Source organism: Paenibacillus sp. B2(2019) (genome assembly GCF_008370385.1).
Lineage (GTDB): Bacteria > Bacillota > Bacilli > Paenibacillales > Paenibacillaceae > Paenibacillus_AQ.
This window is the reverse complement of sequence record NZ_VTZR01000010.1, coordinates 62,899-76,040: the sequence shown is the minus strand read 5'-3', so window position 1 is coordinate 76,040 and position 13,142 is coordinate 62,899. Positions and strand designations below refer to the sequence as shown.

Below are 13,142 nucleotides of genomic sequence, written 5' to 3'. Positions count from 1 at the left end.
GATCGATAGTGTTAGTAAAAGGTTCATTATTTCTTAATGATACCCGTACTATTTCGTAAATCAGTTTCCCTTATTTTTGACATAACTCTTCTTGGGAACCAGTAGTTGTCTTCATCCGGGTTCTACAGGGCAGTACTTTCCTCAAAGAGTTTTAAATCAAATCATTCTCTTTTTGTAAACGGAATCCTGCGCACCTCTATAAAAACTTGCCGTTATTTATGGTACGGTTCTCCGTATCACTCTAACGGCGAATTTATACGCTTATTCCAAGAACATTGATTTATTTTCGTCATGAGGCATCCTCCTGATTCATTTAGTGTACCTTCAAAAAGACTAGCTAGTAACATTTACAATTTTCAACATAAAGCAAACACTCTGTTAACATTGTTGGGTTAAAGTAGAGTCAACAAGCAATTGAATATCTGATAGCAATGGGCTTTATGTTCGAGAACAGCGGACTGCATTGAACAAAAGCTTTCTTGAAGTAACGGGAAGTGTTGGTATATTGTCAGGGAGTTCAACCCGCAAGTACAACAGCATTTTTTTGAACTGGCCCCTTCTGCTAAAACGGCGGAAGGGGCTTTTGCTGTGAATCGGCAAAAGCTCCCTTCGAGGTACATCATCATTCTGTAGCACGAAAAAACTTGCCCCTACTTATGATACGGATCAGCTTAACGGGGCTATCGCGAAGTGAATTCACTCGAATTTATCTTTTTATTCTCGGCAGAAATGCCGCCGGGATTAGAGCCAATGTAGAGAAGGCAATCGACCAGATAAACGTATGATCGAACGCAACAGCCACAGCTGCCGGGTCATGTGATATGACTGAATTAAACTCGTTCTGCAAAATAATAGCGATAACCGATACGCCAAAGGCACCGCCGATTTGCTGCATAATACGAGTGCTGCTGCTGGCATGCGGGATTTGCTTCGAAGACAGGCCTATATAGGCGGAAGCCATGACCGGCAGAAAAACAGTCCCTAATCCTGCCACCCGCACGATCAATGCCGCGCTCAAATAATAATAGCTCGTATCTGCACTAAGCTGCGTAAGCGGCCATGTTCCAAGTATGGTAAGGAGGGTTCCGACAAGAACGACTGGCCTCGAACCGATCTGATCCGTTAGTTTGCCGGCAAGCGATCTTGTCAGCAGCATCCCGACCCCTTGCGGAACGAGCAGCAGACCGGATATAAGCACCGATTCGCCGCGGACTTGCTGGAAGTACAGCGGCAGCAGCAGCATCGCCTCGTAAGTGGTCAGGCCAGATAGAAAAAGCAGTGTCGCGGATACGGTTAAGGAACGCACCCGGAACAGCCTGACATCAAGTAACGCTTCGTTTCCTTTGCGAAATGCATAAACGACAAACACAGCTAAAAGCGCTAAACCTGCTATAACGGGAACAAGAACCGTCGCATGACCGAAACCATGGTTAGAGCTTACTTCTCCAAGACCGTAAATAATGAGAACGATAGCTGGGGAAAGCAGCATCAGTCCCGGCAGATCCAGCCGCAACGTCCGGGTTCCGCGCTCTTCATTGGGCAGTCTCTGCGCTGTCAGTAAGGGCAATTTTCGTTAATCTATTCGTGCTCCGAATGCTATTCTAAAACCAAGGTCATCTATCTTGAAATCAGGCATGCTTTTCCTTCTAACCGTAGAACCACAGTTGTTTTCAACTTCTGCCCAACTCCCGCCTCGGAAGACCCTATAGTTGCCATATCGGTCTGTATCATAGAGATCCCAGCACCATTCCCAAACATTCCCGATCATATCGTAAAGTCCCCATGGATTAGAAAGCATTTTCCCAACTTCCTGGGCTGAACCGTTGGAATTTTCCTTATACCACGCAATCTTATCGATTCTTTCATACCGATATCCCTTGGTTCCCGCTTTGCATGCATACTGCCATTCAGCGTCCGATAGTAATCGAAATCCATTCGCTTCTTTGTTATATATTGTGCTCTCACTTTCCCTTGTTATTGTGTAGCATTCAGTTCTGTCAAGCACTCTAGATAATTTGTTACAAAAGACAAGAGTATCTAGCCATGAAACTTGCGTAATTGGCAGGTTACTCGCATCAGGTTCTACTTCTTCTTCATCCATGATAAAATGATACAACTGCCGTGTTACTGGATACTTCATTACATAGAAAGGTTCAATTGTTTCATTCAATAAAATAACCTTTCTATCACTTCCTCTTCCAGGGTCTGATAACGTGTAGTTAGAACTAAGCCATTTATTCGTATTAATATAATCGCGTAATTCAACAACCCCACCCTCAATCCGTACCATCATATTCATTATATCTTTGATAAAACCTTCACTGTTATTTCCGTACTGTCCTAATGTCATATGAAGTCCCCCGTTCACTCCAATATTTTCTCCATAGTCTACATCCACCAATCTGCATCTAGAGTACGTAAATTTATTCTCCTAGTAGTGATGCTTTGATAACTAGTTCATAGCCGAATTGGCATTCAGAACCTTCGAACCGCCGCGGTCTAAGGGATTACGGCACGGTTTACAATAACATCACTAAAGCTATTACATCTGTAAAGTTAGCCAAACAATGTACAAATATTCCCAATTTCAAAGAATCTTTTTTGTATACCAAATAAAATAGTGGTAAAAATGCTACAATTCTTGCGACTATTAGCCAAGGAGACCAGAAATGATAAACCGCAAATAATGCGAGATTGACCAGTACACTATACTTGCCCATCCATTTCATACGAGCCAGTAGAAATCCTCGAAATTAGAGTTCCTCCGTTATGGGTAGTATAAGTGTAATAATGAAAAAGCTTGCTACTATTGCAATTATGATATAGTTTTCACTGAATAGGCTCATGTCCTGGACATAATTGTACTCACTTGGAAGCCAATGAAATACTGTATTTAATATGTAATTTGAAAAAGGTTTTAATGCCTTCATAAGTATTCCTGCCAATGAAAGCAATAAAAGAGTGTAGACAATATATTCTTTAACCTTCATCTTACTTTTTAGGCCCAGTACCTTAAAGATATTGAAATTCCCTGTTTCCTTTTTGGCAACATAAAATAAACACCCTAGTTCTATAGGCACTATTGAGAAAAAACCGGCTATTCCTAACGCAACAATCTTAGGATAGCCTGTTAAACTGTCCACTTGTAATAAAAACAGATAAAGTAGACTTAACGCCATTCCTGGAAATAAGTGAAGTGTTATAAGCTTCCATATGCTTCTGATCTCATTTTCGTTATTCATATCCTGTTCCCCCAATAATTTAATCCTTCTAAATCTTAAACTATGGGACCATCCCAAGGTCAATACATCACTTAAACAACCTTATTCAATGGGGATATAAACTTCTAAATATGACTTTAATATTCCTTCGTGGTAGCCTACTAATAACACCTTTATCGCGCGCAGATATCGGTACTATCCCATGAAGATTCTTAAACGCTCGTGCGAACGCTTCCGGCGAATCATATCCGTATTTCATAGCTACATCAATAACCTTTATTTTTGTTGTCTGCAGCTCAAAAGCCGCCAATGTCAACCGTCGACGTCGAATGTACTCAGATAACGTTATTCCAGTAATAAATGGAAACATTCGTTGAAAATGATAACCAGAACAACAGGCGATCTGCGCTATGTCATCATATGAGATTTTGTCTGCTAGATTTGTTTCTATATATTCCATGGCGCTGTTCATTCTCTCCAACCAATCCATCGCATTCCCTCCCTTCGAGATAAATTTTAGTGCAGATAAGAAATAAATGCCGTGCATTTGCTGCACGAAAAAGTCAGTAAAAAACTCGCCCCCAAGACACCTAGCTAATCATAAAATTATCCTATATCGCGGATTCCTCTTTGCGTGAGTTCTAAATTCAATGTCGTCATCACTTCACAGACCCCAACAATACCCCCTTTACGAAGTATTTTTGTAGGAACGGATACACACATAAGATCGAAAAAACAGATATAACGCTGGCTGCGGCCTTGATGCTTTCCGGTTGGAGTAAATTATATTCGGAATTATCCAACAAGCTGTCAAGTGAAGTTACCTGAATTAACTGGTACAATCTCACCATAAGCGGCATCAGATTCGAGTTGTTTAAGAAATACAAAGCTTGTGAATATACGTTCCATAATCCTACAGCGTAGAACAACGATAATGCTGCTAGGATCGGCTTGCTGAGAAGTAATACGATTTTCCACAAAATCATGGGATCATTCGCGCCGTCAATCTTCGCGGACTCCTCGACCTCTGAAGGAAGCCCCTCAAAGAAGGATTTCATTACAAACAGATTATACACACTTATTAATCCTGGCAGCCAAATCGCCCAATATGTATCCAAGATGTGCAAATTCTTCAATAGAAGAAACATCGGGATCAGACCACCGCCAAACAGCATCGTAAATAAAATCATTAGAAGGAAAACACTGCGTCCCCGGAGACGTTTCTTTGACAGAGGGTACGCCATAAGTGTCGTCCCTGCCATTTGCAGTATTGTACCAACCACGGTAATAATGATCGTATTTCTCATCGCAATAAACAGCAGTCCTGTCTCGAAATGCTTCGTGAATGCTTTAATATTGAACTCGACCGGCCACAAGAACACTTCTCCCGCCAGAACGGATCGGCTACTGCTGAATGATACAGCAAGCACATGGAGCATCGGAAAAAGTGCCGTAAATGCGCAGAGGATGAGGAACAACCCATTCAGAATACGAGCAATCTTTTTTACCATAGCCCTCCCTCCATCAGCGAACGCTATTACTCATATTTCGCAAGGCTTCTAAAAATTTTGCCCTACTTGTGATACGGGCTCTCGTCCTCATGAACCGATATGCCCAATCGCCGTCACAAAGAGGAAGAGGAAGACAGCCATTGATCCATTAATGATTTCAAAAAGTATAAGTGGCTTAGACATTTTAGTCGGTGATTTCGGAAAAATACCAGCTAAATCGATAATGTACACGATAAAGTATAAAACAGCGATAATTTTCGTGATGAAAATCGCATTAGGATGTGCAATCAACAAGAGATAACACGTGATAAACGACATAACACCAAGTAAGATAAGAAACAGATTAAATCCCCAAAATACAACCCCTTTTAATTTTGAAAAATCTCTATTCTCAATCGGCCCTCCCGGAACCAATATCGCCAACAACATTACATTAAAAAACACTAGTAAACTTGCTATGATCATAATATCCTGCATCGTTATTCCTTCCTCTCATCTGTTAGTGTCTCAAGATTAGCAGGAAGGAATAACAGTGTATTGTAAAAAATCAGCATCTATATGATCTGGCGTTCATCACTTCTGACCATGCCAGACATATCGAAGGGTTAATTCATGTGGAAGTTTCTCTAACTCTTTGACGGTTTTGCCTGCAAACTTTTTGAATGTTTTGATGAGGTGAGACTGATCATAGTAACGATACTGCATCTCCTCCCTCAATCTTTCATCCTCAACATGTTTTCTAAACTTCACAATATCCCCATAGGTCTTTGGGGTAAGCCCGACATGCCTTTTGAAGAAACGCTCTAACGTACTTACTGAAATGCAAAAAAATTTTGCCATACTCACAATATTCAAGTTTTCATACTCTCGTTCTACATAAGTAAGCATTTCCTCTATGCGGCCAGTATCCTTCTTATTCAACACCATCTTATCGAGTAAATAATGATTGATTGCTGTGATATTTTGTTCCACATCTTTAAATCTCATCATCCGGTACAGTTCATCTAGATCAGGGTCCACATCGGTGGCTTGTAGGATTCGCTCTTCCAATTCGAGGCCGGGCACTTGAAACAAGTGTATAAATCCTAACGGAGTTAAAGAAATCCCGATTTGATACAACTGTTGTCCATATCGAACATATTTCGCGCTTTTCATTTGACCAATCACAACCGTATTAGGGATCACCACTTCCTGATCTTCTCTTACCAGACTGTAAGCAGACCCGTAATTGAAAATGATATTGATATACCCCAGCGGCATAATAATATCTTCTCTGTTGTCATTAGCGAGAAAGTCAAAGTCTACTACCCAGATATAGTCCACTATCCTATGTAAGCTATTTATTGGTTCAAAGGTTCGAATCATCGCATATATCTCCTTACGAATTTTTCGCCATTACTTATGAGACGTTTGACCGCAACCTCTATTGGCATGATTTCCGACATGACTATTCATCTTCGAGAACAGCAGAAGGGCCAGCAGTAAAGCTATACTTACAACCCCAAGTCCTAACCAATTCAAGTGGAGGATGGAGGAATGGCTAATCACAAGGCCACCTAAACCAGAGCCAAGCGCAAATCCAAACTGAATAAAAGAGGTGTTCACACTTAAGGCAATATCAGGTGAATGGGGCACTAAGGTGACAAGATTTAATTGTTGAGCCGGCGAAATGCTCCAGGTCGCCAGCATCCAGATCATTAAGACACCGATTAACAATACCAGATTGTTACCAACAAGAGATAAAAAGAGAAACATGACTACTTGCAAGGTTAGCCCCAGGAAAATGGTCAATTTTGGCCCTTTCGAATCTGCCAATAATCCCCCCACCCTCGAACCAACGAAACTGCAAACCCCAGCAAGAAATAAAATTCCACTGATCTTGGTAATCGAAAGAGGCGATGTCGCCTGTAGGAACGGTGTAATATAGGTAAACAATGTTGAATAGCCACCGATATAAAGCAAGGTGATGATTAAGGCTACCAGAATTCTTTTGTCTTTTAATATAGAGAGCTGCATCCCAATGGTAACGGCTTCTTTTTCTTTAATGGCAGGAACTTTTTTATAGATCACGAGCAGTGGAAAAATAGTTATAAACCCCATCCAAATAAACAAGGATTTCCAGCCAAGCCAATCACTAAAGTAAGTGCCGATGGGAACACCGAATACGAGTGAACTGCTGAGGCCCATTAAAATAATACCGATGGCGTTGCCCCTTTTTTCCTTAACTGCCAGCCTAGTCGCCACCGCCATAGCTACAACGGTTGCGACACCGCCACTTAACCCTTGCAAAATACGAGAAACAAGAACGGCCTCAAAGGTAGAGCTGAAAAATGTTAACCAATTACTAAGGATGAACACACTAAGTGCACTCATTAATACTTTCTTACGGTCCATATTAATGGTCGTTGCAATTAAAATTGGGGCACCAATGGCAGCTGAGAGAGCAAACGCAGTCACTAATAATCCTGCGACCGAAGTAGAAACCTTCAAGTCTAACGCAATCATTTCGATGACTCCTGTAATAATATATTCAATGGTTCCGATCAAGAAAACAGCCAGAGCCAGAATATAGATCACTGTACTATTTTTCAATCCTTTCCACCACCTTTTATCGGAATTTGAATTTCTATCAATTGGATATCTTGTTCCGTGGGGAGCGGCAAATAAATCTCTCTGCCAGGTTGATCCTCTTTGATTTGATAACCATTGTTCTCGATCCATGTGGCTAAATCCACACAAGCGGTACAAGCAAAGGCTGAATCTGAGTGGAAGGTCAGTGTCGCCATTAATTCTGGGGGAAGAGAACGAATTTGAAGTTCATCAGGAAGTACTGACAGCTCGCCCTTTAAAAAATGGCCTACTTCAAATTCAAACTCATCCACGTTTTCATCCAATTCACTCCATATAACGATTTTGGGACTCTCCACCAGATTCAGGTTTTCTTTTCTTATCCATTGATTAAACGTTCGAAAAAGTCCCGGAATATCCTGTTCCTTACCGCGTGCTTTAAGTGAAAGAAATAGCTTATGTTCTACTGCTTTAATCACGACTTCCTGCTCTCTCTCCACACATCCCTCTTTCTCGATCAGCTGCATACGCTCCTTAATTCGAGTGAGTTTGGCTTGCTCAGTGTCGATGACCTGCTGAATTTCACTTCTTTTCAGGTTGAACATGCCTCGAATTTGTTCTAACGTAATGTCTTCATTTAGAAGCTCAATAATTTGTGGCAATGTAAAACCTAATTCCTTATACATAAAGATTCGGTTCAGCTCGAGGATTTGGTCAGCTGAATAATATCGATATCCTGTGTCCTGGTCAACGGTTCTTGGTTTTAACATGCCAATGTGGTCATAGTATCGCAATGCTTTTAAGGAAACCTTGCTTAACCTGGAAAATTCACTGATTTTGAACAAAATTTCGCCTCCAATCTAGATGATATTCAGAGTATAAAGCTTCCTGTGCAGGGGAAAGTCAAGCAGATAAACAAGCCGAGGACACGGCTCAGCAGAGGGAATCGACAGATAAAATGAACACAAGGACGATTTCATAAACGAAAACGTCCCTGTTATTTTGCAACATCCTGACCTCATTCCAGTAAAAATTGTTTTAGCTGTATGTCTATGAATATTGAATCTGGTTCATGCTGTCCAATCCCGGAACAGTGCCCCCATTTGGACTCAATTGGGAGAAAGATTGCGTTATGCATATGATGAGTCTCATACTCATTATCTTCAGGAGGAAAGAAAAGATCCGTACTCCCCGGCATGACAAGCGCTCGAGATGTTATCTTGCTTAGCGCAAGCTCAAAATCTCCTTGATACTGTTGATTTGCGCTAATATCTCCATGTATCCCTGTACGCAGCATGGTAATCAGGTCATTGGCATCGAAGGTTAGGAATACTTCATCCCAATAATCTACGAGATACTCTTCGAGCGTAAGGTAACCTTCCTGCTGAAATAGCTGCTCCAGATAATAAGCCTGAGAGAACCCCCATGCGGCATAAACCCGCCCCATTGCAGCTAATCCTGCCTTGGGCTGTTCGGTATAAAAGCCTTGCTTCCAAGCAGAATCAGCCTGAAGGGCTGCGATAAGTCCTTCAAAAACAACCTTCGCATGTGGCCGGGGCTTGGCCGTTCCTCCGAATGGAGCGATCCGATCCACCATATCAGGATAGCTTGCTCCCCATTGAAAGGTTTGTACGGCCCCGAGTGACCAGCCGACGACTAAAGCAATTTTGTTAATACCGAACTTCTGAGTTACTAGCTGATGCTGGAGTCGCACATTGTCATAGATCGTAACCTCTGGAAAGTTGGCCCGGTCATAAGGAGGGGGCGTGTTGCTCGGTGATGAGGACAACCCGTTGCCAAGCATATTCGGTACGATGATGAAATACTTATTCGGATCCAATGCCTTATCCGGTCCGATCAACCATTCATTATCGGCATGCTGACCTGCAAACCAGGTAGGATAAACAATCACATTATTTTTGGCTGCATTCAACGTCCCATAGGTTTTGTAGGCGAGAAACGCTTGAGGAAGTATTTCTCCGGATTGCAGTGTGATATCCCCAAGCTCAAAAATCTCATAATCTCTCAAGTAATCTTCTCCTCTCCGTATTCAAAGGTGGGCAATGAATTTCTTGTCATCACTTTAAGGCAATGCTATTGTTAAGTCAAAGAAACGTTCTTGAATAAAACGTTCATTTTTTTTGAACAAAAGGAGGACAGTACGATGGAATTGCGTCAACTTAAAACGTTTCATACCCTGGCCTCTACCCTCAATTTTAGCCGCGCAGCGGAAGCGCAGAACTACGTCCCCTCAACCATTACGATGCAGATGAAAGCATTAGAGGATGAGCTTGGGGTCAAGCTGGTCGATCGAATGGGGAAAAAGGTGGCGCTGACCGATGCGGGCAGAAGCTTTCTGGGTTATGTGGATCACATTTTGAGTGATCTGGAAGAGGCGCAGCATGCCGTCAAGCAAACGGGTGAAATGACAGGTACGTTAACTATAAGTGCGGATGATACCTTGTGTACGTACCGAATTCCGGCAGTGCTTAAGCGATTTCGCTTGCGCTATCCGGGAGTCCGGTTGATGTTTCGCCCGCTCTCGGAGCCAAACCTGAAGCAGAGCTTGCGGGAAGGCAGTGCAGACATTATTTTTGTGCTGGATGAGATCAAGGGAGAGGCAGGACTTTGTGGGGAAAAGGTGCTTGACGAGCCCTTCTATTTATTGGTTGCACCAGAGCATCGGCTTGCTTCGCAGACAGCTTTGACGGTTGAGGACTTTAATGGCGAGACCTACCTACTAACGGAGCAGGGGTGCTCCTATCGGATGTTTTTTGAGCGGAGTCTTTCCCAGAAGGCGATGGGAAGCATTACAGAATTAGAGTTTAATAGTGCGGAGGCGATTAAGCAATGTGCCAAAATGGGGATGGGTATCGCCATTTTGCCTGAAATGGCTGTAGCAGCAGAGGTGAATCGGGGAGAACTGATTCCGCTACCCTGGGATTTGACAGCCGTATCCTTTGCAACCCAAATGTTCTGGCATGAAGAGAAATGGATCTCGCCCGCGATTGATGCCTTTTTAAATTTAACCAGAGAGACGTTCTCGAACCATCTGCCGGATCGTGGTGAATGATCCGTTTCTTGCTATCGTTTATCCACCAAAAGCCTTACGCTATAACGACTAAAGTATGCTACCATAATATTTATTACAAGCCACAAAATTTGAGGTGATCGGAATGTTAGAGCGTTCCATGGAGAATGTAATGGAATCCGTGAAGGGAAGGAGTGATGTGTAAAATAAAAATGAAAAAAGGATGATAACAATGAATAAATACCAAACTATAAATAGCGATGGATTTGAACTGAATTATTGTGTAAAAGGAACTGGGAAACCTATTTTGGTGATAGGCAGCAGTGTTTATTATCCTCAATTATTCTCAAAAGATTTATATGATACATTTCAGTTTATTTTCCTTGATCATAGAGGATTTGTGAAGCCGCCCCGAACTCTGCAACCGGAAGATTATAGATTGGAGAAAGTATTAGAAGATATAGAGACGGCAAGGCAAGATCTTAACTTAACAAATTTCATCTTATTAGGGCATTCAGGACATGCTTTCATGGCTTTGGAATATGCTAAAAGATATCCCTACCATGTCCAAAAAGTTGCCTTATTGAATTCAGCACCTACAAATAGCGGGGAAAGACAGCGTCAAAGTTCTGCATTTTTTAATGAGACAGCAAGTCCGGAGAGAAAAAGACAGTTCGAAATGGATATTGCTTTGTTAGAAAGTGACATTCAGAAAGATCCTGAACGGCGATTCGCTCACATGTGTATTCGGATGGGAGCCCAAAGCTTTTATGACTATACATTTGACGCAGCTTACATGTGGGAAGATGTATATACGAATATGCCAATTATCGATTATCTGTGGGGAGAAGCATTCGGAGAATTGAATCTTATACAATCACTCGCTAACTTCAACAAACCAGTATTTATCGGTTTAGGTAGGTATGATTATTTGGTAGCGCCTGTTTCACTTTGGAATTCTGTTAATGAAGCCTATAAGCACGTCAAAAAAGTGATCTTTGAGCATAGTGGTCACAATCCGATGTTTGAAGAACCTCAAACCTTTGACAAAGAGCTAAGCAAGTGGATTCTTGAGGGCAATTGACCAATTGAGGCTTTCCTTTGTATAACGAAAAACACTAAGTTGATTCTTAGTGTTTTTTTATTTCCTGCTAATTTCAGTTGAACCATACTAAGTCGAACAGAGGATTGTGATAGCGATTTAATATTTTATCGTATTATTCCTCACATGCACTAAGATTTCACAATGATAAGCTTAACATTGTATGCCTTATGATACTTTAGGAGGTAATATAATGAGCAAGTACGACGAAGCCATGAAGCTGCTGGAAGAACAAGTAGGTAACAAGGACGGCCTAATCTCTCTGTCCACCATCGCACTGGAACCGGGGGCCAATGGCAAAAGCCGTCCCGCCGCCCGCATTGTGGACGCCTATTATGAGGACGGCGCGTTCTACACCGTTACTTACGCAACCTCAAGCAAGATGCAGCAAATTGCCCAAAACCCCGAAGTCGCCGTTTGTATCATCGTCGAAAACTTTACGGCCGATGGTATCGGTCAATACCTGGGCTGGGTATGTGACGAGAAGAACGCGGAGATGATGACAAAGCTGCGCACAATATTCGCCGATTGGTATAATGAAGCCAATAACGACGAAGACCCTAACACATGCCTGCTGCGCATTCGCCTAACAAAGGGCCTGTGGAATGACGCCCATAAAGGAATCAGAAATGAGATTGATTTTGTCAATAAGACGGCAAATTAAGTGGTCACTCCCTTTTTTTCGCCCTACTTATGATAAGGCTCACCGCTCTGTCTGTAACGGCAAGTTATAGGGCCATCCTTTGTGGGGATGACCCTTTATTAATCTAGATTTGTTCAGTTGTCATCTTCGTTAACGCCTAAATTTCGCTCGCATAAGAGCGTTATTTTTTCTTCACCGGTATCCAGATTTCCCCTGAAACATTCCCATGCCGTGCCATTCCATAATACATTTCGAAACTAGGGCCCTCAACCTGTTCGTATTCAGATGTCGGAAACCACTCAGAATAGATTCGTTGCCATAGTTTTTGCATATCACATTGCGGCTCCGGGAAAATCGCCCACGTTAATGTTGGGACAGAAAGTTTTGTAAATCTCTCCGGAATTTCAAGACCCTTAGGTAAATGATAACAGACCATGTATTTGAAAGATTCTTTAGTGTGATCGTAAAGGGCGGCGTGTAACATGGTGTCACCAAAACGTCCCAGTAAGTCGTTCATAAGATCAACGCTACCATCATCATCACATTTTATACGGAATTGAGGAACTTCAGAGAACGCTGTTTTCTGGTCTGCATTTATAAATCCATATACTCCAAACATCTCAAAAGAACCTCTTTGCTCAATACGGTAATTCATTTCGACATCCCCTTTTATTGAAATATGAAAGGACATTCGAGGATAGGCTTTTAGAGAAACGCCTGTATCGCGCGCAGATGTCGGCATAATACCATGAAGATTCTTAAAGGCCCGTGCAAACGCCTCCGGCGAATCATATCCATATTTCATAGCTACATCAATAACCTTTGAGTCTGTTGTCTGCAGTTCGAATGCCGCCAATGTCAACCGTCGACGTCGAATGTACTCCGATAACGATACGCCAGTAATAAATGGAAACATTCTTTGAAAATGATAGGTAGAGCAACAGGCTCTCTGTGCTATTTCATCAAATGAAATAGTGTCCGCTAGATTTGTTTCGATATATTCCATGGCACTATTCATCCTGTCCAACCAATCCATCGTATTCCCTCCCTTCAAGGTAATTTTATC

General features: G+C 42.1%; 13 protein-coding genes and 2 pseudogenes. 3 read left to right on the top strand and 12 right to left on the bottom strand.

From position 1 onward, the window contains the following. Positions 1-706: 706 nt before the first annotated feature. From PAENI_RS08395 to PAENI_RS08350, 11 genes and pseudogenes are all read right to left on the bottom strand, one after another. Positions 707-1,567 (bottom strand): MFS transporter, encoded by an 861-nt coding sequence (locus tag PAENI_RS08395; protein ID WP_262495557.1) that lies wholly within the window; start codon positions 1,565-1,567, stop codon positions 707-709. Positions 1,568-1,573: 6 nt separating this feature from the next. Further along, a complete protein-coding gene (locus PAENI_RS08390; protein ID WP_076285082.1) occupies positions 1,574-2,350 on the bottom strand; it encodes a formylglycine-generating enzyme family protein in 777 nt (258 codons plus the stop codon). Positions 2,351-2,519: 169 nt separating this feature from the next. Then, positions 2,520-2,741, bottom strand: a pseudogene (locus PAENI_RS33020) (CPBP family glutamic-type intramembrane protease); the annotation flags it as partial. Positions 2,742-2,753: 12 nt separating this feature from the next. Then, positions 2,754-3,242, bottom strand: coding sequence for a hypothetical protein (locus PAENI_RS08385; protein WP_223178925.1), 489 nt, complete (start codon positions 3,240-3,242; stop codon positions 2,754-2,756). Between the two features lie 112 nt (positions 3,243-3,354). Next, positions 3,355-3,711 (bottom strand): annotated as a pseudogene (locus PAENI_RS08380) (helix-turn-helix transcriptional regulator); the annotation flags it as partial. A 169-nt stretch (positions 3,712-3,880) separates the two neighbouring features. Continuing rightward, a complete protein-coding gene (locus PAENI_RS08375) occupies positions 3,881-4,732 on the bottom strand; it encodes a carbohydrate ABC transporter permease (protein ID WP_149644950.1) in 852 nt (283 codons plus the stop codon). A gap of 87 nt (positions 4,733-4,819) precedes the next feature. Then, complete coding sequence (locus PAENI_RS08370; RefSeq protein WP_081382684.1) at positions 4,820-5,209, bottom strand: DUF8051 family protein; 390 nt, start codon at positions 5,207-5,209, stop codon at positions 4,820-4,822. Positions 5,210-5,305: 96 nt separating this feature from the next. Beyond that, a complete protein-coding gene (locus tag PAENI_RS08365; RefSeq protein ID WP_076285045.1) occupies positions 5,306-6,097 on the bottom strand; it encodes a helix-turn-helix domain-containing protein in 792 nt (263 codons plus the stop codon). Positions 6,098-6,127: 30 nt separating this feature from the next. Continuing rightward, positions 6,128-7,324, bottom strand: coding sequence for an MFS transporter (locus PAENI_RS08360; protein ID WP_149644949.1), 1,197 nt, complete (start codon positions 7,322-7,324; stop codon positions 6,128-6,130). Then, the gene (locus PAENI_RS08355) at positions 7,321-8,145 is read right to left on the bottom strand and encodes a MerR family transcriptional regulator (protein WP_149644948.1); all 825 of its coding nucleotides are present in this window, start codon (positions 8,143-8,145) and stop codon (positions 7,321-7,323) included. The genes PAENI_RS08360 and PAENI_RS08355 overlap by 4 nt, the downstream gene beginning before the upstream one ends. 173 nt (positions 8,146-8,318) lie before the next feature. Continuing rightward, on the bottom strand, positions 8,319-9,329 hold the full coding sequence (locus PAENI_RS08350; RefSeq protein ID WP_149644947.1) for an alpha/beta fold hydrolase: 1,011 nt from the start codon (positions 9,327-9,329) through the stop codon (positions 8,319-8,321). A gap of 135 nt (positions 9,330-9,464) precedes the next feature. On the opposite strand from PAENI_RS08350, the gene PAENI_RS08345 reads away from it, so the two are divergent. The 3 genes from PAENI_RS08345 to PAENI_RS08335 all read left to right on the top strand — a co-directional run bounded on the left by PAENI_RS08345 (position 9,465) and on the right by PAENI_RS08335 (position 12,097). Further along, positions 9,465-10,373 (top strand): LysR family transcriptional regulator, encoded by a 909-nt coding sequence (locus tag PAENI_RS08345; protein ID WP_149644946.1) that lies wholly within the window; start codon positions 9,465-9,467, stop codon positions 10,371-10,373. A gap of 190 nt (positions 10,374-10,563) precedes the next feature. After that, on the top strand, positions 10,564-11,415 hold the full coding sequence (locus PAENI_RS08340; protein WP_149644945.1) for an alpha/beta fold hydrolase: 852 nt from the start codon (positions 10,564-10,566) through the stop codon (positions 11,413-11,415). Positions 11,416-11,626: 211 nt separating this feature from the next. Beyond that, a complete protein-coding gene (locus tag PAENI_RS08335; protein ID WP_149644944.1) occupies positions 11,627-12,097 on the top strand; it encodes a pyridoxamine 5'-phosphate oxidase family protein in 471 nt (156 codons plus the stop codon). Positions 12,098-12,257: 160 nt separating this feature from the next. Here PAENI_RS08335 and PAENI_RS08330 read toward each other — a convergent pair whose 3' ends face one another. Beyond that, positions 12,258-13,112 (bottom strand): AraC family transcriptional regulator, encoded by an 855-nt coding sequence (locus PAENI_RS08330; protein ID WP_094869785.1) that lies wholly within the window; start codon positions 13,110-13,112, stop codon positions 12,258-12,260. Positions 13,113-13,142 lie beyond the last annotated feature (30 nt).

What these genes read in the sequence shown, in the direction of transcription:
- PAENI_RS08330 (WP_094869785.1), bottom strand. Translation starts at nt 13,112, where the DNA reads ATGGATTGGTTGGACAGGATGAATAGTGCCATGGAATATATCGAAACA.
- PAENI_RS08375 (WP_149644950.1), bottom strand. Translation starts at nt 4,732, where the DNA reads ATGGTAAAAAAGATTGCTCGTATTCTGAATGGGTTGTTCCTCATCCTC.
- PAENI_RS08370 (WP_081382684.1), bottom strand. Translation starts at nt 5,209, where the DNA reads ATGCAGGATATTATGATCATAGCAAGTTTACTAGTGTTTTTTAATGTA.
- PAENI_RS08340 (WP_149644945.1), top strand. Translation starts at nt 10,564, where the DNA reads ATGAATAAATACCAAACTATAAATAGCGATGGATTTGAACTGAATTAT.
- PAENI_RS08390 (WP_076285082.1), bottom strand. Translation starts at nt 2,350, where the DNA reads ATGACATTAGGACAGTACGGAAATAACAGTGAAGGTTTTATCAAAGAT.
- PAENI_RS08345 (WP_149644946.1), top strand. Translation starts at nt 9,465, where the DNA reads ATGGAATTGCGTCAACTTAAAACGTTTCATACCCTGGCCTCTACCCTC.
- PAENI_RS08335 (WP_149644944.1), top strand. Translation starts at nt 11,627, where the DNA reads ATGAGCAAGTACGACGAAGCCATGAAGCTGCTGGAAGAACAAGTAGGT.
- PAENI_RS08365 (WP_076285045.1), bottom strand. Translation starts at nt 6,097, where the DNA reads ATGATTCGAACCTTTGAACCAATAAATAGCTTACATAGGATAGTGGAC.
- PAENI_RS08385 (WP_223178925.1), bottom strand. Translation starts at nt 3,242, where the DNA reads ATGAATAACGAAAATGAGATCAGAAGCATATGGAAGCTTATAACACTT.